This is a genomic window from Paenibacillus dendritiformis (assembly GCF_021654795.1).
Lineage (GTDB): Bacteria > Bacillota > Bacilli > Paenibacillales > Paenibacillaceae > Paenibacillus_B.
The window spans coordinates 4,110,378-4,134,667 of sequence record NZ_AP025344.1; the positions used below are offsets into that span (position 1 = coordinate 4,110,378).

Here is a 24,290-nt window from a genome sequence, read left to right on the forward strand (position 1 = left end):
GAGGAAGCATAGAACATGAATGTATTAATGATATGTACGGAAAAGCTCCCTGTCCCTAATATTAGAGGCGGGGCCATCCAGACTTACATTGGCGGAGTAGCCCCGCAACTGGGCCAGCAGCACCGCCTGACCATCGTCGGAAGGTCCGATCCCGAGCTTCCGGACGCTGAGATCGTAGACGGAATACGGTATGTCCGCGTTCCGTCGGACGGCCTGTTCGAACAGTACGCGGAAGGAGTGATCGGCTTCCTCTCCCAACAAGGGGAGCATTACGATATCATTCATATTTTCAACCGGCCGCGCCTCGTTCTTCCGGTTCGGAGCATAGCGCCCGCTTCCCGGATTATTCTTAGCATGCATAACGACATGTTCCACCCGGCCAAGATTCATCCGGAGGAGGGCAGCGCCGCCGTCGAACAGACGGAGCGGATCATTACGATAAGCAACTATATCGGGCAGGAAATCGTCCGCTATCATCCGCATGCCGCCCCGAAGCTGCGCACGATATATTCCGGGGTCGACCTGTCCCTCTTCGCGCCGTGGATGGAATCGGATTACGCCCGCAACGAGCGGAACAGTCTGCGCGCCCAGAACCAGCTGGAATCGAAAAAAGTGATCCTGTTCGTCGGCAGACTATCGCGCAACAAAGGCCCGCATGTGTTGGTGAAGGCCATGTCCCACCTCAAGCATTCGGATGCCGCCCTGGTCGTGGTGGGCGGGGCCTGGTACAGCGATAACAAGGTCAGCGACTATATCGCCTACGTCCGCGCCTTGGCCGACCGCTCTCCCCTGCCGGTCATCACGACCGGGTATGTGCAGTCGGGCGACATCCACCGCTGGTTCTCCGCCGCAGACGTGTTCGTGTGCACCTCGCTCTGGGATGAGCCGCTGGCAAGAGTCCATTACGAAGCGATGGCTGCCGGGCTTCCCTTTCTAACGACCGCTCGCGGCGGGAATCCGGAAGTATTGTTGAATGACAATGGCCTGCTCATCACCGATCCGGAGAATCCGCTCGAATACGCCGAGAAGCTCAACCATCTCCTCTCCAATATGGAAGCCAGCCGGCAGATGGGTCTGCGGGGCCGGCGGCTTGCCGAGCAGCGGTTCGTCTGGCCGCGCGTCGCCCAAGAGATACTCGAGGTGTGGAACGGTCAATGATGAACAGACAGGCGCCGAAGGATTCTCGGCGCCTCTCTTATGGGTAGATCTGCCGGAGCGCCTCGATCTCCGCGGCCAAGCCCGCTCGGAGGCTCACCTGCGGATGATACCCCAGCAGGGTCTCCGCCTTCGCGATATCGGCCCAAGTATGGCGGGGTTCTCCGTACGTGTCGCCCGCGTACTGTATGGCGGCCTTCTGCTGAAGCAGTTCCTCCAGGAGCATGATGCAGGTTTTCACGGATGCCCGCTCCCTGCCGCCGATGTTCAGTATCTCGCCGCGAATTCCATGCGCGTAGACGGCGGAGGCAATCCCTTCGACACAATCCGATACATACGTAAAATCGCGGGTCTGACTTCCGTCGCCGTACAGCGTTATCGGATCTCCCTGCAGCATCTGGCGGATGAAGCGGTGGAACGCCATATCCGGCCGCTGCCGCGGCCCATAGACGGTAAAGAAGCGAAGCACCGTGACCGGTATGCCGTCATTGTGCAAATAGACGCGGCACAGTTGTTCTCCCGTTAACTTGCTGACGCCGTACGGGGATAGAGGCTTCGTCCGGGCGCTCTCATCGACCCGCCCGCTCTGCTCGCCGTAGACGGATGAGGTCGATGCGTAGATGAACTTGCGCACCGGATGCTGCTTGCAGCCTTCCAGCAAGCGCTGTGTCGCCACGATGTTATGTGCGGCATAGGCCGCGAATTCGGGGCCCCAGCTCGAACGCACCCCGGGCATCCCCGCCAGATGGCAGACCACATCTATACCATCCAGCAGTTCCATTATCGGCGCATTCAGCAGGTCCAGCTCATGGAAGATGAAGCGCGGATGTCCCAGCAGCGTCTGAAGATTGAGCTGCCGATGCCGGCGGGGGGTCGACGAACCGATAAATCCGTCAACGCCGATGACACGCGCCTGCTCGTCCTCAAGCAGCCGTTCACAGAGATGGGAGCCGATGAAGCCAGCAGCTCCCGTAACTAAAATGTTCACAATACGTCCCCCTCCGATGTTTGTAAGCCAATCTATTGAGGATGCCGCTAGTCGGGCGGTTGGACTCCCACTCCTTGATAATCGTAGCCCCAGGCCGCCATCTGCGCCGGATCCAGCATATTTCTGCCGTCGAACAGGTACGGCGTTCTCATCACGTTCCGAAGCTTATCCCATTCCAACGTCGAATAGGCAGGCCATTCGGTGCAGATTACGGCGGCGTCGGCTCCTTGAAGCGCCTTCTCCGCCTCCTGGCATTGGGTCAGCCGGACCGTTCGGAGACGGTCGGGAACGCGGGCGACAGGATCGTGCACCTTCACTTCTGCCCCATGGTTCAGCAGATAAGAGATGACGGCCAGCGAAGGCGCTTCCCTCAGATCGTCGGTTCCCGGTTTGAACGCAAGGCCCAGCACGGCGATGTTCCGCCCTTCCAGCGTCTGCAGCTTCCGGTTAAGCCGCGTCATCAGGTATAAATATTGGGTGCGGTTGATCTGAACGACCTTCTCCAGCAGCGAGAGACGTACGCCGTATTTACGGGCCGTATGCAACAGCGCTTTGACATCTTTCGGGAAGCAGGACCCTCCGTACCCTATGCCGGCCCGCAGGAAGGAGCGGCCAATGCGCGCATCGTGTCCCATCCCTTCGGCGATATCGGACACTTGCACGCCACACTCGTCGCACAACCGGGCAAGCTCGTTCATGAAAGAGATTTTGGCGGCAAGAAATGCGTTGGAAGCATACTTGATCATTTCTGCGGTCGCCGGTTCCGTCTGAATGACGGGACAGGACATCGTATGGTAGAGTTGGCGGACGATGCTTGCGGCTCTATCCGATTGACTGCCGATAATGATGCGGTCGGGATGGAGGGCATCATACAGCGCGCTCCCCTCTCTCAGAAATTCCGGGTTCGAGACGACATCAAATGGCTGCCCGCAATCCATTCGGCCACCTTGCGGTTCGTTCCGACCGGCACGGTGCTTTTGACGACGATCACTTTATATTCTTGCATGTGCTCGCCTATCTGCTGCGCGGCCTGCTGAATGTAACTCAAATCCGCGCTTCCATCGCTTCCGGACGGGGTCCCGACACATAAAAACAAAATTTGGTGATCTTGAATCGCCTGCTTCGGATCGGTATAAAATCGAACATTCCCCGACTGAACATGCTTCAGCAGAAGCCCGTCCAGTCCCGGTTCATAAAAAGGCAGCTGTCCGCTCTCCATCAAGTCCAGCTTTGCCCTGTCCGTGTCAATCCCCGATACTTTCCAGCCCAGCTCCGCAAATGCCAAGGCCGTCGTCGCGCCGACATAACCAAGTCCTATAACCAAGATGTTCATTTCATCCACCTTCCCGATGGTGTCGCGATGAAATGGCGGCTCGCGATCACGCTGTTGAGTTCGGAGTGCTCCAAGTTCACATCTTCCAGCAAAATACTGTTCTTCACGCGACAACCGACGAGACGGGTACGCGGACCAATCGTCACATACGGACCGATCGTGCAATCGGTTAGTTCACAGCTCGGGTCCAATAAGACCGGCGGAATAATCCGGCAGCCCGGATAATCATTCTCCCGAATCGGTCCCCCCGGGCTCTTAAGCCCTTCCAAAACCCAACGGTTCGCCTCCAGCCAGCGCTCCGCCGTTCCCACGTCAGAATGATTTCCATCCGTTATCGTATACGCTACGGAATGATGATGATCGATGAGCCATTGGATCGCATGGGTGATCTCGTACTCTCCCCGTGGAGAGGGGGATATGGAGTGAACCGCGCGGAAGAGAGCGGGAGTGAAAACATACGCCCCCAGAGACGCCAGTTCGGACTTGGGGCGTTCGGGCTTCTCTTCCAGACCGATGACAAGATCGCCTTTCACTTCAGCAATCCCATAGTCCTGCGGATACGCCACCCGGCCCAACAGCATGCCGGCGTCGTGGCCCTGGCGCGCTACCAAATCTCGCAGTCCGGCCAGAGATTGAGCAATCAAGTTATCGCCCAGCAGAAGGATGAATGGGTCCGAAGCGATAAAGCTTTCTGCCTGCCTGACTGCATCAGCAATTCCTAGCGGGATCTCCTGGTAGAGATAAGTCAACTTCACTCCCCACTGTTCACCGTTGCCCAGTCTCGCTTCGAACATCGCTTGACGTTCCCGCTGGATAACGATTCCAATCTCTTCAATGTTCAACTCCGCGAGTTTTTCAATGCAATAAAATAGAAGCGGTTTATTCGCTACGGGGAGAAGCGATTTTGGAGTATCCGAGGAGAATGGCTGGACTCTGGCTCCTTTGCCAGCACAGAGGATTAATCCCTTCATGACGCTCGCTCCTTTATTCGTTACAAGCATACATCAGGTTATGCTCTCCAATTCTAGCAAGTTAGGGCTATTGTTCATTCATAGGGAAAATATACTTTTGTGCCTTGGAACCCGCGGGCAGCAAGCGTTTTTCCACTATCAGCCTCTCTCATTCGTCCATACCTTACCTGCTGCGAGACATAGAATAGAGGGAAAGTAAATTATCATATTAATTCCAAGGAGAGGGTTGAGCGCAATGAGCAAGTATGAAAATGTTAAAAAACAACTCGAAAATCTGGGAGGGTTCGACAGCATCGAAGTTGAGTATAAGGGTGGAGAAATCGTGGAGTTCGACGCCGATGGCGGAAGCCTCGACTCTTTCCTGGAAGAGATTGATTGGGACAAGGTCGCCGATATCGATGTAGAGCTGGATGGCGGGGAAAAGGTCGGCTTGAATTGGGACGATGAGGACGAAGAAGAAGACGAAGAGGAAGACGACGAAGACGGCGATGAGGATGACGAAGAGGAAGACGACGAAGACGGCGACGAGGACGACGAAGAGGAAGACGACGAGGACGGCGACGAGGACGACGAAGAGGAAGACGACGAAGATGGCGACGAGGATGACGAAGAGGAAGACGACGAAGACGACGAAGACGGCGATGAGGATGACGAAGAGGAAGAGGACGAAGAGGACGAAGAGGACGAAGAGGACGATGACGAAGAGGACGATGACGAAGAGGACGAAGATGAGGACTAATCCATTCTTATGATGGATCCACCCAGGTAAAGCCTTTCTAAAGCGCAACGGCTTTAGAAAGGCTTTTTCCGGCTTACCGGTTATTCTGCCGCAGCACTCCGCGCAGCTAATCCCGGCAACAAGCTTTTCTGATTTCCTGTTAGCGCACACTTAAGAGAGCCCCGGGTGTTCCTTCCTATGACGATATCGTGGAAGCGCTGCAGCTCCCACCGGATTCGTTCCTGAATATGCTCCACGTAATTGCGCATGCCGTTCGTATGCAATGGCCCATGGGTAATGCTGTCCCCCGTGAACAGCCACAGGCGCGGCTTGTCTCCATGCAGCATCTCGAATAAGCTCTCAATGTCCGGCCTCATCTTCCGCTCCCCCTCTTCCTAATATGAGAATGGCAGTGCCTGTCCCGTTCCCCGCGCTGTCACGAAATCACTGTCATTGTACCGTTTCCTGTTCATCCGGCAATGAGCCGGCCGCCCTCCGGCTGCCCCGGACCGGCGGAATGCCGGACCGGGGCGCTTTGCTTTCTCTCCCTTCGTTCACGGGATGCCAGCCCGATGCCGGCAGCGGCTTCGCTTCACCACAACTGGAATCGGTCGATATGCTCGTATACGGGAAAGTCGCTGTTGACTTGCTTCCATGCCGCCTGATCATCCTTGATCATGCGCCGGGAATATTTATATTGGCTGCTGCCTCTGCCGACCTTCTTATTGCACATCCCGAGTTGAATTTTCTCGCCGAGCATCGGCTCGATATAGATCGCGTGCTCAAATACCCAATCCTCAGCACTACATTCCTCGTGAAGCCGGGAACATATGATGCAATAAAACACAGCCATAACCTCCTTATCTTTATCGATACTCTGAGAGCGCCATTGCTGCCACCATCCGGGCGCCATGCCGTCGTACCGTCACGCTGCTGCGCCCGCTCAACGGCCTCGCCCTAGGCTTGCGACTGCTTCGTATTGCTATATACTACAGCAAATGTTGAGAAAGTGTGCATATTTCCCCCCTGCCCGTTACGAAAAAATCAACAAATCGTTCAATTTGGGCGATTCTGTTGAAAGTTGCTCAACAACGAGAGGAAGAATCGGCCGACAGCTCCTGAACGATCATTTGCCTCGTACTCTCTTCGGCTCGCGATGGTGTCCGGAACAACATTTTAATGACAAAATTCGACAATTCCATTTTGTCGCAACCGAATCGCCTTGGATACTTCGGATGTACCCGTCAATCAAGGAATAACGATTGGAAAAGGGAAGCGGGTGAACAGGCCCCCTGCCGGAAGAAATCCCTTCTTCCGCCTCCTTTTCATCCCGCTTTCGGGAACTTTTTATAGAGACGATGGCCCTATTCGCCGAAAAAAACGGGAAAATGGCTGCATGTCAATCCATCTGCCGGCCGCCGATATTTAGCATTGTCGTTCATCATTAGGAAACATGAACGAACATGCATAAGGGGGATGTTGCACAAGATGAGACAACAAGCATGGATGAGATGGGCTTCGATTTTGCTGGCGGCGGCCATTGCTGCAGGAAGTCCGGCAGGCTTCGCCGCAGCCCAATCGAAGGCGGCGCACCCGGCGGAAGGACGGATGGAGCAAAGAACCGCCAGTGCATGGGCGCTGGAGGAGCTCCCTCCGTCCGCTGCGCCGTTCGGCGCGGACGGAGAGCTTCCGAGCGCGGTGGCGGAGTCCGCCGATGCCGGCATCTCTGAGCCGCAGCTTCAGCCGCTGACAAGCGAGACGCGCGCCGACAGGAATTACAGCATGGCGGAATTGAATTCCCTGTCGTATGAGGAGCTTACGGATCTGCTCGTTCGTATCGAATGGTCGAAGATTCCGGATCTGTTCAAGTACAATGACGATACCCGTCGTTTTTACGCGGACGAGGATCGTTTCCAAGCGATTGTGGATCGGCTGGAGGAAAGCGGCAGACAGTTCACGCCCGAGGACGATCAAGGCATTCCGACGTTGGTGGAGGTGCTCCGTTCCGGTTATTACCTCGGATATTACAACAAGGAGCTGGCCCGGATTAATGAACCGGCATTCCGGGACAAGATGCTCCCTGCCATCAAGGCGATTATCGATAACCCCGCCTTTGCTTGGGGCAACGACTTACAGAACAAGGTTATCGGAGCGACAGGCAGAATGATCTCCAATTCTACCACCGATCCGGATACCGTGGAGCGATTGACAGGGCTTCTTCAGAGCTTCAACGACCGCGCGGATGCCTTGTCCGGTGATTACGAGGCTTCCAGAGCATTCTACGAGGTGATAAAGGGTGTCGGTTATGTGCTCATGTGGCGCATGGACGAACCGGACCGGGAAGCTGCGTTCAAGGGAAGCATCGACGGCTATTTGGAGCAGCTGTTCCGGATGGCGCAGCATGGACCTGCATCGGCGGACAAGCTGTGGCTGACGAATAACGCCATTTACTACACCGGTTCGCTCGGCCGTTATTACAGCGAGCCGCAGCAAGCGAACCGGGTGCTGACCGATGTCATGCAGACCGCGCCGGCGCTGGGCGAGATGTACTTCGTGGCTGCCGATCAGATTGACCAGCACTATGCGGGAACAGATGCTTCCGGCCGCCGGGTCGATATGAACGAGTTGAAGCAGCGCGGGAAGGAGCGCTATTTGCCGCAGCGGGTCGAGTTCGATGACGGCCGCTTCGTATTCCGGACGGGCAGCCAGTTGAGCGAGGAACAGCTTCAGCGCTTATATTGGGCGGCCAAGGAGGTCCAAGCCCAATTCCATCGCGTCATCGGCAGCGATCAGCCGCTGGAGCAGGGAAATCCGGATGACGTGCTGACGGTCGTCATTTACAACAATCCGGATGAATACCGGATGAATCGTTATTTGTACGGGTACGACACCGACAACGGCGGCATTTACATTGAACCCGACGGCACGTTCTTTACGTATGATCGGACGATCGAACAGAGCATTTATAGTCTGGAAGAGCTGTTCCGCCATGAATTTACCCATTACCTCCAGGGCCGGTACGAGGTGCCCGGCATGTGGGGCCAGGGGCCGCTGTATAAAACTGGACGCATGCAGTGGTTTGACGAAGGCGGCGCGGAATTTTTCGCCGGAGCTACTCGGACGGAAGGGATTCAGCCCCGCAAGTCGGTCGTCGGAAATCTGCGGCATGACGGCCCGGGAGAGCGTTACTCCGTGGCGGATACGGTGAATTCGCAGTACGGCTCATGGAGATTTTACGATTATTCCTTTGCGTTGTACGATTACTTGTACCATCAGGATTTTAGAACGATGGATCGGATTCATCAGGCCATCCGGTTCAATGATGCCTCCGCTTATGAAGGACAGCTGGCGGCGATAAGCGGCGATACGCGCATGAATGATGCCTACCAACGCTCGATTGAGGCGCAGGTCGCCCGCTATGACAGCTTGACGGTTCCGCTCGTGTCGGATGAGTATTTGCTGGCGCCGGAGCAGAAGCCGGTGCAGGAGATCTATAACGAAATCGCGGCTGCGGCCGGATTGAGGGATACGAGCGCAACGGAGCGGGAATCGCGCTTCTTCCGGTCCTTCGAGCTTCGCGGCACGTACATCGGTAGCGCCGCTGCGGGGAAAGAGCAAGATTGGCAGACGATGAACAGCTTGACGGACGGCTTCCTGCAAGCTTTGTCGGAACAGCCATGGAACGGGTATAAGACCGTCACCGCCTACTTTACCAATTACCGGGTGGACGATGCAGGACGATTCGTCTATGATGTGGTGTTCCACGGCAAGCTTCCTGCAGGCGGGGATGCTGGCGAGAATCCGGACGACAACGGCGGACCATTGCCGGATGGAGGCATCGGGAACGAAGACGGCGATGGAGCGGCGGATGGCGGACATGACGGCGGACAACCGGATGCGGACCATGAGCCCAACGATACCTGGGAGCAGGCGGTTCAACTGGATGGCACGGGCAAGCCGGTATCCGGCAAGCTGAGCGATACGGATTGGGCTGACGTGTACCGTTTTGAGGCCGGGAAGGATGAACAATGGAATATCAAGTTGGAGACAGAGCAAGCAGACACCGTCGCCTGGCTCGTCTTCCACGAGTCCGACCTGACTACCTATGCCGCCTATCCGAAGCAAGTGGAAGGAACAAGCGTATCCGGCTCCGTAGCGGGTACGGCGGGAACTTATTACGTGTATGTATACCCTGTGGGGGTCGGAGAGCAGTCCTATCGCTTGATCGTCCAGCCGGAAAGCAATTCCGGTCAGGAGCCGGAGCTTCCTCGATTCGAAGAGACCGAGCCGAACAATTCGCCTGATATGGCCAACGGCCCGATTCCGGCAGGCCGGCCTGTCCTGGGAACCCTGAATGGCAGCGACCGGCAGGATGTATTCATCATTGACGTGGACCAGCCGTCCGAGGTTCATATCGAGCTGGAGCGGCAGCTTGGATCGAACGTGAATTGGATCCTGTACCGGGAAGGCGATACCGAGCGTCCGCTCCTGTATCCATCCGAGCTGGACGGCAACAGAATGAGCGGCGGGTTCGCGGCGGAACCGGGACGATACCATCTGTATGTCTATAAATATGCCGATGAGGATATTCACTATACGCTGCAGGCTCGGTACTGACTGAACTGCCGTTCCGCTTCGGCGGATTGCGGATAATATCTATGAAAAAGCGTGCCTTTCTCAAGAGGCGCGCTTTTTTCATAAATCACAGCTCCTGCGCCGGCGCGGCACGAACAAAGACTTCACCCCCGGGACATGACTGTCGAACGCAAATCCAAGAGAGTGAAGCCGCTATGTGATATTCTCCGAGAATTTTTTTCCATAAGATAGGACCGGCCTGATCGTTATCCCTTTACGGCGCCTTCGGTCAACCCTTTTTGGATGAACTTCGAGATAAACAGATACACAATCAATACCGGAATGACGGTCAGCGATACGGCGGTCGCCATCAATCCGAAGTCGGTTCCATATTGCGAGCTGATTTCATTCAGCAAGGCCACGATCGGCCGGACGTTTTCCTTGTTGACAAAAATCATGGCCGAGAACAAATCATTGTACGACCACATAAATACGAAAATGCTGGCCGAGGCGAATACAGGCCGCGACACCGGCACGAATACCTTCGTGAACATTTGCCAGCGGTTGCAGCCGTCAATGAAGGCGGCCTCCTCCAAATCCTTCGGGATCGTAGCCATATATCCCGCGATAACCAGCGTGGCGAAGGTCAGGTTCCCCGCAGTCTGCGGCAAAATGAGACCCCAGTACGTATTGACCAGGCTTGTTTTGATCAACAGCTCATATACCGGCACCACCGTGGCAAACGCCGGAATAAGCAAAGTGGCGTAAAGAATCGAATAAATCGTTCTCTTGCCGCGGAATTGGAAGCGGGACAGGATATAAGCCGCCAAGCCGCCGAACAGCAGCACCAAAAATACGGTGCCGAAGGACATAATCAAGCTGTTCAAATAGCTCTTCCCGATATTGATCCGGTCCAGCGCATTGGTGTAGTTCGTCATCACCGGATTCCAGGCGATGCCGAACGAGTTGTTCATGACATCCCGCGACATCTTGAATGAGTTGTTCACAATCCAGAATAACGGATAAATTGTCGTCAAGGCCCACGCCGTCAGTACGGTATACATCAAGGCGGCGCTGAAGCTGAACCGCTTCGACTTCGCTCGCCGGGCATTGCGTTCCACAACTAAGGTTGGCTCCATCTCTGTACACCCCTATAATGCTTAGTAAGTAATCTCGTCCCTCTTCAACAGCCGGTTGGCGATAAGCGCCAGCAGTACGCCGAACACGACCATGTAAATGGCGATCGTGGAGCCGTAACCGAAGTTCTGATCCACCATTGCCTTTTTGTACATATACGTTCCGAGAACTTCCGTGCCGTTCTGCCCCTTCGTAATGACCCAGACGAATTCGAATACTTTCAGCGTCCCCGTAATCGCCAACGTAATGACGACCTTGATATCGCTCATAATGAGCGGAATGGTCAGCATCGTAGTTTTGCGGATGCCGGAAATCCCTTCGAGCTTGGCCGCCTCATAATAGTCGGAAGGAATTTTGGACATCGCGGTAAGGAACAGGACAAAATAAAATCCGATATAGTGCCATACCGTTGGAATGGCTACGGCTTTCAGCGCATTGTTCTCATCGAGCCATAATATTTTCTCGATGCCGAAGTTCGCCAGCAGATTGTTCAACAGACCGAAATTGTAGTTGTAGAACAGGACGAACAACAAGGAGATCGCCGTTCCCGAAATGACGACAGGGAAAAAGAAGACGGTACGGTAAAATCCCTTCAGCTTCTGAATGTTGTCGACCAGCACCGCCAGCACGAGCGCGATCCCGACCTGGAACAAAATGACATACAACATCAGTTCCAACGTATGCAGCGTCGCCGCTCCCAACAGCTCATCCGTGAACAATCGCTTGTAGTTATCCCAGCCGACAAATTTCTTGTCGAAAAATCCGGTCGTGCGATAAAAGCTGAGATAGACGCTCTTGAAGAACGGATAGTAGAGAAAGACCGACATAAAAACCGCTGCAGGCAGCAAGAACATAACAATATACTTTCGGTCGCCCTTCATATTTATCACCTTTGATGTTTATTTTCTTCCTCGCGCGAAATGAGTACGCCGCCCGAATGATGATAGAGGGGCGGCGTTCGTTATGGTTTTCAAGCGTTTCCGATGATGCGATTCCAATTATTTTTTGTTGTCATCCTCGGTTTTCTTCGCATCTTCGATCGCCTGGGTCGGCGTCTTCTTGCCTGTCACGACAGGTTGCACGCTGGCGCGAAGATTGGAGAATGTTTCTTGCGCCACCTTGCTGTCGACTGGCGAATTGATGGCAGCGGCCTTGGCTACCATCGCGAACCCGTCGAGAGCGACCTGAGGAAGCCCTTTCACTTCCACGTCGGCAGCTGGCGTGCCGCCGTTGGCGGTCGCGATTTTTTGAATGCTATCCTTGGAAGTCAGATGCTTCATTAATGCAATTGCGGCATCCTTTTTCGCCGCATCGTCATACGTCGATTTCGGCAGGTAGAATCCGGAGCCGAAGCCGCCTACGACATCGTTGCCGCTGCCGGCGCCGCCTGGAACCTGCGGGAACGGGATAACTGTCGAGTTGTTGCGCGTATCTTCATTCCATCCGCCGATCGCCCAAGAACCTTCCAGAATCATCGCGGCCAGACCTTCGCTGTAATAGTTGCCGGCCATGCCGAGGTCAATCGTTGCCGCATCTTTCGGGAATGCGCCGAGATCATACAGTTCTTTCATCGCCGCATAGCCTTTTTCCCAGTTCGGATCGAGGCCGTCGATCAAGCCTTTGTTCTGGCTCTCCGGACCTGCTGCAGACAGAATCATATGCTCAATCAAATAGTGGGATTGGTCGAACGGCACGGACAATGGAATAATGCCTTTGTCGGACAACGTAGTCACCGCTTTTTTCAGCTTCTCCCAATCTGTCGGGAGCTCCAGTCCGTTCTCTTCGAAGATTTTCTTGTTTACGAACAGCCCTTCATAGAATCCGGTCAGCGGCACAGCATAAATGTTGCCGTCTTTTTGTCTTGCCATCTCGAGTGCGTTCGGAATAAACCCGTTCTTCCACTCCGAATCCGCGTCCAGAATCTCGTTCAGCGGCACGACCTTGCCGGCATTAACGAAGCCTTCCGCGTCCGCGCCGATAAAATAGAACAGCAAATCCGGCTCGTTGCCGCTGTTCATATCGGTGTTTACTTTCGTCCGGAAGCCGTCGTCGTTCGCGGACATCGTATCATTTTCAATCGTGACGTGAGGATTTTTCGCAGTAAAATCATCCAGAAGCGCTTGGAACGCTTCACGAGCCGCATCCGTTCCCCCGAATGTCGAGAAGACGCGAAGCTTGACCGGATCGGCTTTGGCTTCCGGCGTTCCCGTCTCGGCTGGCGGCGTCGTTCCTTCAGCCGGACCGCCAGCGTTGCTGCCGCCCTTATTGCCGCATGCCGCGAGGAACATGGAGAGCAACAGCATGATGCTCATCAGTACCAATGAAGACCTTTTCATTTTGCAAATCCCCCCAAGTATTTTTGGTTCACCCTGCATTGCTCTTGGTGTCTACTTAAAGTGTAGTCCACGCGGCAGCGCATTCAAAGGATACATTCCTCTGATCGAGGGATAAATACTTCCACAGATCAATTCATTTTACAGGCACGTACAAATGAAATTTGAGTGTGGAGTGTGCTGCATAAAAAAACCGGCTATCGCTGCTGTCGATAACAAGAGTATCGAAGCAGGGCCGGTATCGGTCTATCCATCGGATTTTGAAAGCAATAATTCTCTATTTATGGAGAACATTATGTTTTCGTCATAGGCCTTTAATTTTTGTACTGATATTTCGATTTTTTCTTTGTTCACTCTCCCCGTTATTGAATATTTGAGCAAGACATTTTTAAGCAATTCCGCGCAGTGACAAAATTCCTTTAACTTTACTACAATTGGTTCGTTATAATTTATAGCGATCAAGTAGTTCTTAAATAAATTCCTTGATCCCGCTAATACAGCTAATGCATGATCCAAGCTATTTAATAACTTATAGTCCGGGTTTTCCTCAATAAGGGAAGGAATCCAATCGTATAGATGGTATGAATCATTGAATTTTTGAATTAATTTTAAAAAATTTTCCTCAATTATATTTTTTTGCAAATTATTTCGTCGTTCAATATCATAATAAAACAAGTTTATAGGAGCTTTCCAATGTTCCAATGATGTAGTTATAAGTTCGCCACTAACATCGCCGGTAAACTCCGGATCAAAATCATGTACATAAAAGTATGTATTCTTTGAAGTCTTATGATACGAGGAAATTGTGAACGTATGAAAAACATGTCTCTTCAAATAATGCCCTCGGTGCGGAAAATAGAATTGATCCAACGGCAAAAAGACGACATTGCCCCTATCAATAAGATCAACAATGACAGATTGAACTTCATTTAGACTTTGAATAGAACGAACATTTTCTTTTACTCCAATCAGAGACAAGTCTTCTTTGGATAGCAAGCGCGACTTGTATTGATGCCTTGATTTTCCTTGAACAATAACTTGTTCAAATATATCGTCCGTACTTTCCATTGCATTATAGAAAATGAGTTCAATTGGTACTTTAATAGAACTCAAATAGCTTATTGATTGCATTTTCCTGCAAGATAAATACAATGCTCCCTTGTACAGTGTAATCTCCAACATTAAATTCTCACCTTCATGATTTGGGTTATCGATCCAACCTCAGAAGCATTTTTCAATCCGCAAATTGGCATCGCGTGAATGATCAGGAACCAGAGGGAGCTGATACCTTGATTGCCATAACAACAGAACCCCATCATCGTTCTTCCATCTAACATCATATGTTGTATTTTTATACAATTTTTGAGCGGTTTCAAAAAAGGCAGTTGTTTCAATAGCTTCTTAAACCGATCATTGGGGACAGTAAATGTTGAATCCATTGCCTTAGGCACGTATTGAAATTCTTGTCCTTGATGAATTCAGGAGACGAGGCAGAGCAATCTCAGCATCTCCACGGATAATATAATCAGCAGCAGTGATGATATTCATAATCTCGTGGTATTTTATATTACTGAATTGCCCTCCTAATACAAGTTAATCTGTTTTCCTGCTATTTTACCCCATCTTCGCGAAGCATCTTGTGAAAGATTCTCATCAAAAAGGGTACCATTAAGATAACTTTCATTAACAATATAAGGACCAAGTCCTGCCAGCAGTAAAATTTTTTGTTATCTCCACCCCCCTGTTTTACATTCTTCCACACAAAATATGTTCAAGAAAAGTTAATACACCGTCTTCTTCCACGTTGCCTGCTATATGTGTTGCAATTTGTTTAAGCTTTTCATCCCCATTCTCCATGGCAATCGAAATAGCTGCGTTTTTAAATAGCTCGATATCATTTTCACCGTCGCCAAATGCAATAACCTCCTCCCTGTTAAAATTGTACCGCTCTGCAAGAATTTGAAGGGCATTTGCTTTATTCTCTTTCGATTTTGATAGTACCAGCCAATCATTAGAAGTCTGATATATATCAATATTTTTCTTTTCAATAATCTGACTTCCAGCCCTTTCATCCTGGGCTCCCTTTTTTTTTGATTTTAAGTATATTCTAAGAGGCCCGCTTTTATATTCGTCATTATTGCGGAGATGATTTCTGGAGACACCGAAAGAAAATGCATATAGTAAACCACTTTCTTTTGTCAAAGATGAAAGATACGTCGGATACTCTTTAATAATATGATGGGTTGAACTATACCGTTCAATAATCATGTCGACTATCTCGGGGTCAACAGGTGAGGCCCATAATGTTTCTCTCCTGGCGAGATCGTAGATCAGCCTGCCATCGAAGCAAATAATCGGCCACGCCGGCGTGAATTGGTTGAATATATGCCTGCATCCAATTAAAGATCTTCCTGTGGCTATAATTATTGGAAAGCGACCAGACTCCATTTCACGCAGCTTTGCAAGTACCGGGATAGATATTTGCTTGCTTTTACCTACAATAGTCCCATCCAAATCCAAAACTACAATGCGCATGTTAAATATACTCATATGGCACCTGCCGAGAACTTAAATTAAACCTTCTTTTTGCATATCTTCAATAATCGAGTCTGTAGAGGTCAATCCCCGATGGATTATGCGATCATATATATGATAGCTGCAGCCATAAGGCACTCTGTCACAATTGGTTAGTTCCATGACTTTATTTTTAGCAGCAATGGCTAATATTCGTTGTTCGTACGACATCGTCTTCTTAAGATATGAGATATTCAATACTTCAGATCGGTAATCTTCTTTATTCAGTGCTTTAATATCAATTTTCCATTTATTAGAATTATAAACCAGTTGTATGCCCCAATAGAAACCTGCACGCTCCGGCCTTGTCCTGTATTCATTTTTAAATAACATCCGCTCAATACATGGGGCTTGTGATAATTCTTTCCCGATCAGAAAAAACTGCTCGACATTATTTTCCTTAAGCATAATCGAAATATCAATATCAGGCCAAACCATTGTACGATTGGCATAACTGCCCACAAACGTGATTTCCTTAGCATATCTGCTTAAAATATGCATTAACTGTAACGAATTAAGTAAACGGTCTGCCTCGTGTAACAGCTTTTCGCTCGCGATGAGATATTGCTCAGGTAACATATCCCCGCTCCTTAATCAGCATCCCTTTTGACCCAAAAAATCAGGATATACTGCATATCGTTTCCACTCTCTCGATTTTATCTTGATCATAATCCATCCCAAGGCCAATGATGCTCCCTATTTCCAGTAAATCTCCTTTTGGAGCGACAGGATTCTTATAGAAGCATTGTCTTCGGGGCTCAATCGTAATATGATATTCAACCATTGGAAGCGTATCAGATGGTTGAGACGCCGCTAGATGCAATGCGGGCAGCAGGTTATGACCGTGCGGGATTATCCGTTTTCCGAAAGCTTTTGCAAGTCCCAATATCTTCATCGCTTCGGTAATGCCTCCACACCTTCCTATATCCGGTTGGAGGAATACAACTCCTGAATTGGTGGCGAAAGGGGTGAACTCATACACATGGGACAGGTGCTCGCCAAATGCTAACGGAAGCAAGCTCGAACTCAAATTCATGTTGATGTAGCTTTCTGACGGCAGCGGCTCCTCGATCCAGGTTATTTTTAAATCTTTCGTATAGTTTACAAAAGCAAGAAATTGATTATAGTTCCACTTGCCAAATACATCAAACATAAAATTGCAATCAGGGACTCCCTCAACCAATTCCCTAACGTTGCGAGCATGCTCCTCAATGTTACCGTGATATTGAAAACGCAGTGGCCATTTTTGAAACTCAAATCCTGACATATAGTACTGTTTGGCAATCGATACTGCTCCTTTTTCAGCTTCATTGAAGCCAAGCATACTAGCATAACATGGAACCGAAGAGCGGGTACGGCCGCCAAGGAGCTCATAAACAGGAGCATGAAAGTACTTTCCTTTAATGTCCCATAGCGCACAATCAATAGCACTCATAAACTCCATAAATAATCCGGTTCTTCCCCCTAACTGGGAATCCCAAAGAATCTTCCAAATCGCCTCAGTTCGCAACGGATCTTTATCAAGCAGAAGTCTGCAGAGCTCCATATAAGCGGAAAGATATGGCTTGTACACAGGACCAAAAAAGCCTTGAAACTCCTCTGACGTCTTGATAAGCAGGAAGTAAGATGAAATGGACTCACCCTGGAAACCAACGGTGACTTTTTCAAATACGGCCTCTTTAATTAATAACCTGCTCATGATTTAAATTACCAACCGGAATAAGGTATTGGACGGCCATCGAAGGTAAAGTACCATAAGCTTCGATAACATTCCCAAGTGGTCGCTTCCAAGCCATATTTAATTAATAGCTTTTCTATTTCTAAACGCATTTTTAGATACCATTCAATGGTATTGGCCCCTTCCGCGGCAAACATCTGCATATATTCGTTATGTGCCTGAAACAGGTTAATTGACGGCATTCTGTTAGAGTGAGCCAAGAGCATATCCAAACCATGAAGTGCAGCTGGTTCATTGTCCAGGCCCAAAATATAGGTAAATGTCGCATCAAGCCCGTGCTCCCTTGCTCTCTCTAATAAATCGACCATCATGGGAAGCGTTAAATCTGCCTTCGTACTCTTGAGGATGGTCTCCCTGTTGGTCAAACACTCAACGGTGAGAGTAAGCTTAAATTTCCCTATATGTTCGATAATTTGTTTAAACCCTTCATTACTGCGCAAAACAGAGCCTAGATAGTTAATTTCTCCTTGAAAGTTAAAGCCGTTCAGCGTGTTTTTCACCATCATTAGGTGCTTGATGGCTAACTCCTCATAATAAAAGCACCCCGTTGAGAGGCATATTTGTTCAAGAGACGAAAGATCCTTCCACCCCTTTTCAGATAGTAATATCGAGAAGTATTGAGTAAGGTCATCCAACACTCTTAAACGCGGATCTTCCGATATTTCAAGGGTGTTATAGCAGAAAACACATCCCGTGCACATGCTGCGGGCATTGGAATTTAGAGTTATGACTTTTTCATATTTCCTGAAGTAACTCACAACAACATCATCATTCTCCAATTCAAAGACATCTGCAAAATGCTCACCATTAAACAGAATTCTTTTATCCTCCAAATAAAAGGGGGAATTACGCTGATGCACTGGAACGATGATTCTAAAAGTATATTCAGGCTTATCTTTTACCTTAAGAAACATCCTCATCCGGGGGTACGTGTGCTGCGAATTAACTCCGCACAAATTTAGTGCAATCAATAGAATGTCTTCAATATTAATTCCATAACGACTTGACAATTCTAATGCATGTCCCTGATTAATCGTAATATCTTGTGATGTCACCACGTAAATCCCTCCCAAGTTTTTATTTATTGCGCGGACGGTTTACTCTTTCCGTCTTTTAGCCGGTTATTTTTTATAATACATGCTGCTATTATCGCCTGTATTCTTTTATCCCTTATCTCCTTGCTACTTGCTTCGGTGACGGAACTAAACAATTGCTGCTTCTCGGCAAAGGTCAGTATATCGATACTAATGCCCCTCTTATCCAACTCTCGTAAAACCTCTTCCGGAGCTTTTTGAGTAGGAAGACCAATATTTTTTACAGCGACATTTACGTTTACTTCTTCCCCCAATTCGATTCGATACTTTTCCAACCACTCAGGTGTGAGTGTAATATATACTAAGCCATGTTGCTCTGTTAACCACCCCTCATATGGATAACTATTCAGTGTGCCTTTAACCAGTCTGATTCTGACATCCCCGAGCAAGTGCTTAGGAACTTCAATGACCTGCAAACTATTATATTTGCTCACAGTCCCCGTCCACTGAATAACCATGCCTACCGCCTCCTATATGTGATGCCTTTATCGAACACTTTCACTTCTTTCAGCAGTTACGTAGTCGTGCAGCTTTTTCAATGTATTCAAATTTTCGAATGTTAAATCATCATCATCGATTGTCACGTTAAACTCACTTTCTAGCCGAACGATCACTTGGATGAAAGTCATGGAGTCAAAATTCAATAGTTCGACAAAATCGTCATCAAGACCCAGATCGTATATTTCATTGCTGTCTGCTATCTCTTCAATAATCTTTTTTATTTTATTTAGTTTTTCCTTATCCAATACTTTCCCCTCCTCTTTTACATTTATCACTTAACTGCTGGCACTCGTATAATTTTTGATTCCCCATTTTAAAGCGAAATAAGCCAGAACTCCAAAAATTGAGGCTATAAAAAGTGAATAAGAAACCCAAGAAATTTCAAGTCCTTTGGTTAACAATCTCGCTGGAAAATCTACAATAATTCCTACCGGTATGAGCGTTGTTATTATCAGCTTGTAGTAACCTGAATAAATGTCTATCGGGTAAATCATGGTTTGGGCAAAAACAAGAAGGGTGCTTTGTAACTGTGAAATCCTTTTGTACTTAAACGCAACAGAAGTAATAATAATCATTAGGCTAATTAATATCCAATATCCTATCAACACAAGGAAGAGGAGAAGGAGGATTACATCAAATGAAGGAAATTGGAGTTGGAGTTGGTTATATGCATATACAGTAAGAACGATTCCAAAAATAGCAGGCGACAATTCCATCAAATTAATATGCTTAAAGGTTAAATAAAATTGGAGGTTGATCGGCTTCAATAAGGAATAGTCCATTGTTCCATCGACAACCGAGGCTTCAACCCGCTTTAAGCTCGTAAATCCAAAAGCCATAAAGAATGGAAAAATGATCTCATCAATACCTATGAGCAATAACATCTCATATTTTCCCCAGCCATTGATCGCAGGAACTCTGGCGAAAATAATGGAGACAAAAGTAATTTGTACAATAATCCAAAGTAAATTAACAACGGTCGAGAGTACAAAGTTAAACCTGTACTGAGCAAATTGGCGTAGATTTACTTTTACCAGGGAGATGAACACTTGAATATAATAATTTACGTTGCTCATTCATTTACCCCCCTACCGCCAAATATTTTTTGCAACCGATTTTAAATAGAAGCACGTTCATCAATGAAAACAAAACCAAATAAAGTCCGGCTTGGAGAATGAACATATTTGCAATGGCTGAAGGCAATTGGCCGAGTAAAGAGCTTACAGGAACATGTACTAGATATTTAAAGGGCAGCATTTCAAAAATCATTCTAATGTTCTCGGGAATATAACTAAATGGGATTAAATTACCTGAAAACACGGAAATGATAACTGAAATAATATAGGAGAGTCCACTTATTTCAATGACATAAAAAGATAGATTATGAATAAACAGTTGAATATTAAAGAAAAGAGCAAAACTAATGATGATAAACAACAACGAGTAAATGTCGAGATTAGGAACAATCACATAATCATGGTATATATACATAAGAAGTATTGTTGCAGGAATGAGCTTTACCAATGAAATTATTTTCAAAGCAGCAGCCCTTGTAAATTCAAGGTTAATGATACTTACAGGTTTCAGCAGTTCAGCAGAAAGGGTGCCCAATCGGATTTTATCAGCAATTATCAGCCGGTGTTCCGTAATTTGTATTAGCACAAAAGAGACAATGAAATAGGTAATAATAAAGTTAATTTCTTGCGACGAAGAGTTCGGCGAATTTTTTATTATGGCACTCCACAAAAATATTTTTACTAGCATCGGGACGATTTGTGCCAAAAATTCCGTGAAAAATGAAAAGCGAAATATAACTTGCGTCGCTAAAATACACCGAAAATAAGTAATGTATGTTTTCATACTATTTCTCCGTCTCGGTTAAAAGTGTTAAGATTAGTTCTTCTATAGGCTGCTTCTCAATTGTTAAATCCTGAATATTCCCGCTTTGAATTAATTCACTAATCACATCATGCAAATTATCCGGATGTACCGTTAATTTATACATATCATTCTTTTTGATAACGTCGAATAATTTATCGCTTACTCTTTTTATTGTTCCTTCATTTGTTTTTACAGAAATATATTTGAACTCCTCTCTTTGTCGATAAATATCAGTTATTGGTCCATCGTAAAGAATTTTTCCTTCATTTATGATGACTATTCTTTCACATAATGATTTTATATCTTCCATATAATGACTTGTAATAATAGTTGTTGTACGATTAGTTTTCACATACTTTTTTATAAATTCCCGAATAGCAATTTGACTTTTTATATCAAGTCCAATCGTAGGCTCGTCAAGAAAGAGAATATTGGGTTTATGGATCAAGCTTGCGATGAGCTCCATTTTCATTCTCTCGCCCAAAGATAATTGCCGAACGGGCGTATCGAGACGATGGCTAACATCAAGTATGGTAACGAGCTCTTCAATTAATTCATTAAAGTTGTTCATTTCCACGCGATAAATTGCTCTGTTTAAATGGAAGGTCTCCATAGCAGGTATATCCCACATCAATTGACTTTTCTGTCCTAACACCAGGGATATATTTTTTTTGAAATCTTTGCTTCGTTTGAAAGGCTTATAACCGTCCACAGTTACTTCACCGGATGTTGGGTGGATCAATCCTGACAATATTTTAAGTAACGTTGTCTTTCCTGCGCCGTTGGGGCCAATGAAACCGATAACCTCGCCATTATTTACTTTTAGATTAATTCCTTGAAGTGCTTTCACATATTCGTAGTCTGGTTGGATTAAACTCTTGAATGATCCTAAAAATCCGTGCTTTTTTTTGGCGACTTTATATGTCATGGACAAATCAGTTACCTTAATCATTCATTTTCCTCCACTCGATAAACCAAGCGTATCTATCTCATCGGCAATCTTATTTTCAAGTTCTAAAATTTTCTGCAAAAATGGCTGCAAGTGCTGAAAGTCGGCGTTTTGGGTCAATACCCTTTTACGTATCCGCAAAGAAATATTTCTCCACATTTTTATTGAAGAATCCAAATCAGCTTTTAAAAAAGATGGAATGTTCAGCTTTGATAATACATTTATTCTGAATAGCAGAAACGGAAGCAGCTGAAAATTAATTGTAAAATTGAGTCCCCTAAGCACATAATCTGAATCATTGGCCTCAAAGTAAGATGGCAAATCATTAATAAACAGCATGATCGGAAAGCTTAACCTATGCTTCAACCAACCCAAGTCAACATTTATCGTCAACAATTTTTCATTTCGGTGTAAATCATTGTAGTGGTTAAGAATATAGTGATCCTTTTTGTAAATCGAATGATGTAACGAGTCCAATAGCTGCGCGAAGGGGATCTTATATGGTTTATAAACTTCAGAATCGACAACTTCAAAATATTTTTCACTTAAATCAAACCCTTTGATAATCAATCCATGAAAATTATGGTGCTTATAATAAAATCGTTTACTTGAAACAAGATAATATTCATCAACACTGAGTAAAACAACACCTGAATTTGTTATGGCTTCCATAACCTTTTCCAGTATAAGTTGAGGGGGAGAATTATGAGGAACAATTTCAGCATAAATGCTGTATTGATGTTCTAAAAACGATAAGAAAGACAAAAACGTATCTTTTGAAAAAAGAGGCGTATCATTGGGATCGTATATTCGCAAAGGCTGAAAACGCCAAGGATTGTTATATTTTTCCATTAGTTGCTGGACATTTAGTTGAGTATATCTCAATTCACAATCTGCTAGATATAATAGGAGGTTTACAGGGTCTACTGCCGGGAAGAAATATTTGTAAGCGCTGGCGACATAACTCCCAAAACAATTAACAAAAGGAAAATTTGAAAAGGCAATATTCAACGTATGGTTGGTTGACATTACATTTCCACCTCTGTTTTCCTCGAGTGGCAATCACTTTGTTCTAACTCTTTTCTAATCAAAAGAATCCCATCTTGTAGACCGTTTTGAGAAAGAAGAATTCTATCCTTTAACGACGCAATATTTTTTTTGTACGTCATATCGGTCAACATGCTCTCGATGAGTCCTTCCAGGTCAGAACGCGTAATCTTTCCAATATCCCTCCTTACTCCTATACCCTTATGCTCAACTCTAGCTGCATTTCCCGGTTGATCATAAATACATGGAAAAACAATCATAGGCACAGCGAAGGCTATGCATTCTTTTATCGTCCCATAACCGCCATGAGTTAGAACCAAATCCGCTTTTTTAAGAATTTCCAATTGGGGCGCGTAATCGGTGATTAGGATATTGGAAGGAGACGGAGAGTTCATATCAATCTCCTTCGTGCTGCCAATATTGATGATAGCATTCCATTCGGGTCGGGCAGTAAATGTTTCAATCACAATATTAAAAAAATGCCCGCTCCTGTTATACCGATGACTTAAAGTTCCCAGTGAACAGTATATTAAAGGCTTGCAAGGATCGAAATCATCTGGCATGACCGTTCCATCGCTTCGAGTCTCTACGCATAAACCAAGATAAGCAGCATTACGGTTATTAGTAGAAGCAGAAAATTCAAATTCTCTAGGCCCTAAGACTAATTTAGGAACATCCAAGTATGGCCCATCTATATTATACTTCCACTTCATTCCCCTCTTTCTTGCAATTGCGGATAGATCTGAATAGGGAAAATAAAATTTTGATAACAGTGTTGCCGGTTTACAGAATTCTCTTCTCACATATCTCCTGATCCAGATGGATATCACTCTAATTTTGCTTTTTAAAGTCTTGTCTGGAATATGCGAAGAAGAATTCGGTGGTATATCACCGTTGATATGAAATGCTCCGCTACAGGTCCAAAAACTGATTACAGGTATCTTGCATTCGAATGCGGGCAAAAAATAGAGGTTGAATCGAGATATGTCGAAAAGAACTAAATCCACGCAGCGACTTTTTATGATTTCTTTTAATTCTTCGAAGATTTTATGATACGTTTTCTCCAAACTACGGAAATGATAATTATTCTTCAGGTCTTTCAAATGTTTGTCTGTGCTTGCTGTTAAGGAAATATACTCAAAACCTTCGGAAACTACAACATTCTCAAGATTCGAAAATCCGGTATACAATATTGTATATCCCTGTCTAATTAGTTCCTTCGATAGCCCAATTGTTGGAAAGAAATGACTTACTGCCGGATTTAAACAGAATAAAATCTTTTTGTCCATAGGCCCC

General features: G+C 47.1%; 22 protein-coding genes and 1 pseudogene. 3 read left to right on the plus strand and 20 right to left on the minus strand.

The window, feature by feature from the left end; translation table 11 throughout:
- Window positions 1-15: 15 nt before the first annotated feature.
- Window positions 16-1,158 (plus strand): glycosyltransferase family 4 protein, encoded by a 1,143-nt coding sequence (locus L6439_RS18190; RefSeq protein ID WP_168178850.1) that lies wholly within the window; start codon window positions 16-18, stop codon window positions 1,156-1,158.
- 37 nt (window positions 1,159-1,195) lie between these two features.
- On the opposite strand, the gene L6439_RS18195 is transcribed toward L6439_RS18190, so the two are convergent.
- The 3 genes and pseudogenes from L6439_RS18195 to L6439_RS18205 all read right to left on the minus strand — a co-directional run bounded on the left by L6439_RS18195 (window position 1,196) and on the right by L6439_RS18205 (window position 4,447).
- Window positions 1,196-2,143, minus strand: coding sequence for an NAD-dependent epimerase/dehydratase family protein (locus L6439_RS18195; protein WP_213471595.1), 948 nt, complete (start codon window positions 2,141-2,143; stop codon window positions 1,196-1,198).
- 47 nt (window positions 2,144-2,190) lie between these two features.
- Window positions 2,191-3,476, minus strand: a pseudogene (locus L6439_RS18200) (UDP-glucose dehydrogenase family protein).
- Window positions 3,473-4,447: a sugar phosphate nucleotidyltransferase gene (locus L6439_RS18205; RefSeq protein WP_213471594.1), complete on the minus strand. Its 975-nt coding sequence runs from the start codon at window positions 4,445-4,447 to the stop codon at window positions 3,473-3,475. Before L6439_RS18205 ends, L6439_RS18200 begins: the two are co-directional and overlap by 4 nt.
- Before the next feature lie 235 nt (window positions 4,448-4,682).
- On the opposite strand from L6439_RS18205, the gene L6439_RS18210 reads away from it, so the two are divergent.
- Window positions 4,683-5,186 (plus strand): hypothetical protein, encoded by a 504-nt coding sequence (locus L6439_RS18210; RefSeq protein WP_213471593.1) that lies wholly within the window; start codon window positions 4,683-4,685, stop codon window positions 5,184-5,186.
- A gap of 80 nt (window positions 5,187-5,266) precedes the next feature.
- Here L6439_RS18210 and L6439_RS18215 read toward each other — a convergent pair whose 3' ends face one another.
- Window positions 5,267-5,542 (minus strand): hypothetical protein, encoded by a 276-nt coding sequence (locus L6439_RS18215; RefSeq protein ID WP_213471592.1) that lies wholly within the window; start codon window positions 5,540-5,542, stop codon window positions 5,267-5,269.
- A 215-nt stretch (window positions 5,543-5,757) separates the two neighbouring features.
- A complete protein-coding gene (locus L6439_RS18220; RefSeq protein WP_168178855.1) occupies window positions 5,758-6,018 on the minus strand; it encodes a DUF3973 domain-containing protein in 261 nt (86 codons plus the stop codon).
- Window positions 6,019-6,653: 635 nt separating this feature from the next.
- Between L6439_RS18220 and L6439_RS18225 the strand changes: the two genes are divergently transcribed.
- Window positions 6,654-9,782, plus strand: a complete 3,129-nt coding sequence (locus L6439_RS18225; protein WP_213471591.1) for a collagenase — start codon at window positions 6,654-6,656, stop codon at window positions 9,780-9,782.
- A 224-nt stretch (window positions 9,783-10,006) separates the two neighbouring features.
- On the opposite strand, the gene L6439_RS18230 is transcribed toward L6439_RS18225, so the two are convergent.
- The 15 genes from L6439_RS18230 to L6439_RS18300 form a co-directional block, all read right to left on the minus strand.
- Window positions 10,007-10,879 carry a carbohydrate ABC transporter permease gene (locus L6439_RS18230; RefSeq protein ID WP_168178857.1) on the minus strand — a complete coding sequence of 291 codons (873 nt, stop codon included), beginning with the start codon at window positions 10,877-10,879 and terminating at the stop codon, window positions 10,007-10,009.
- A 21-nt stretch (window positions 10,880-10,900) separates the two neighbouring features.
- Entirely contained in the window at window positions 10,901-11,758 is an 858-nt protein-coding gene (locus L6439_RS18235) for a carbohydrate ABC transporter permease (protein WP_168178858.1), read from the minus strand.
- Between the two features lie 117 nt (window positions 11,759-11,875).
- Window positions 11,876-13,213: an ABC transporter substrate-binding protein gene (locus tag L6439_RS18240; RefSeq protein ID WP_168178859.1), complete on the minus strand. Its 1,338-nt coding sequence runs from the start codon at window positions 13,211-13,213 to the stop codon at window positions 11,876-11,878.
- 243 nt (window positions 13,214-13,456) lie between these two features.
- A complete protein-coding gene (locus L6439_RS18245) occupies window positions 13,457-14,392 on the minus strand; it encodes a hypothetical protein (protein ID WP_168178860.1) in 936 nt (311 codons plus the stop codon).
- Between the two features lie 564 nt (window positions 14,393-14,956).
- A complete protein-coding gene (locus L6439_RS18250) occupies window positions 14,957-15,745 on the minus strand; it encodes an HAD family hydrolase (RefSeq protein ID WP_168178862.1) in 789 nt (262 codons plus the stop codon).
- Between the two features lie 33 nt (window positions 15,746-15,778).
- Complete coding sequence (locus tag L6439_RS18255) at window positions 15,779-16,363, minus strand: hypothetical protein (protein ID WP_213471590.1); 585 nt, start codon at window positions 16,361-16,363, stop codon at window positions 15,779-15,781.
- Window positions 16,364-16,403: 40 nt separating this feature from the next.
- Window positions 16,404-17,483 carry a mandelate racemase/muconate lactonizing enzyme family protein gene (locus L6439_RS18260; protein WP_213471589.1) on the minus strand — a complete coding sequence of 360 codons (1,080 nt, stop codon included), beginning with the start codon at window positions 17,481-17,483 and terminating at the stop codon, window positions 16,404-16,406.
- A gap of 8 nt (window positions 17,484-17,491) precedes the next feature.
- Complete coding sequence (locus L6439_RS18265; protein WP_213471588.1) at window positions 17,492-18,580, minus strand: radical SAM protein; 1,089 nt, start codon at window positions 18,578-18,580, stop codon at window positions 17,492-17,494.
- Window positions 18,581-18,603: 23 nt separating this feature from the next.
- On the minus strand, window positions 18,604-19,074 hold the full coding sequence (locus L6439_RS18270) for a hypothetical protein (RefSeq protein WP_213471587.1): 471 nt from the start codon (window positions 19,072-19,074) through the stop codon (window positions 18,604-18,606).
- Window positions 19,075-19,101: 27 nt separating this feature from the next.
- A complete protein-coding gene (locus L6439_RS18275; protein WP_168178867.1) occupies window positions 19,102-19,362 on the minus strand; it encodes an acyl carrier protein in 261 nt (86 codons plus the stop codon).
- Between the two features lie 30 nt (window positions 19,363-19,392).
- Window positions 19,393-20,193, minus strand: coding sequence for an ABC transporter permease (locus L6439_RS18280; RefSeq protein WP_168178868.1), 801 nt, complete (start codon window positions 20,191-20,193; stop codon window positions 19,393-19,395).
- A gap of 4 nt (window positions 20,194-20,197) precedes the next feature.
- Complete coding sequence (locus L6439_RS18285; RefSeq protein ID WP_168178869.1) at window positions 20,198-20,977, minus strand: ABC transporter permease; 780 nt, start codon at window positions 20,975-20,977, stop codon at window positions 20,198-20,200.
- A gap of 1 nt (window position 20,978) precedes the next feature.
- Window positions 20,979-21,950: an ABC transporter ATP-binding protein gene (locus L6439_RS18290; RefSeq protein ID WP_213471586.1), complete on the minus strand. Its 972-nt coding sequence runs from the start codon at window positions 21,948-21,950 to the stop codon at window positions 20,979-20,981.
- Entirely contained in the window at window positions 21,951-22,976 is a 1,026-nt protein-coding gene (locus L6439_RS18295; RefSeq protein WP_213471585.1) for a hypothetical protein, read from the minus strand.
- Window positions 22,976-24,283 (minus strand): glycosyltransferase, encoded by a 1,308-nt coding sequence (locus L6439_RS18300; protein ID WP_213471584.1) that lies wholly within the window; start codon window positions 24,281-24,283, stop codon window positions 22,976-22,978. Before L6439_RS18300 ends, L6439_RS18295 begins: the two co-directional genes overlap by 1 nt.
- Window positions 24,284-24,290 lie beyond the last annotated feature (7 nt).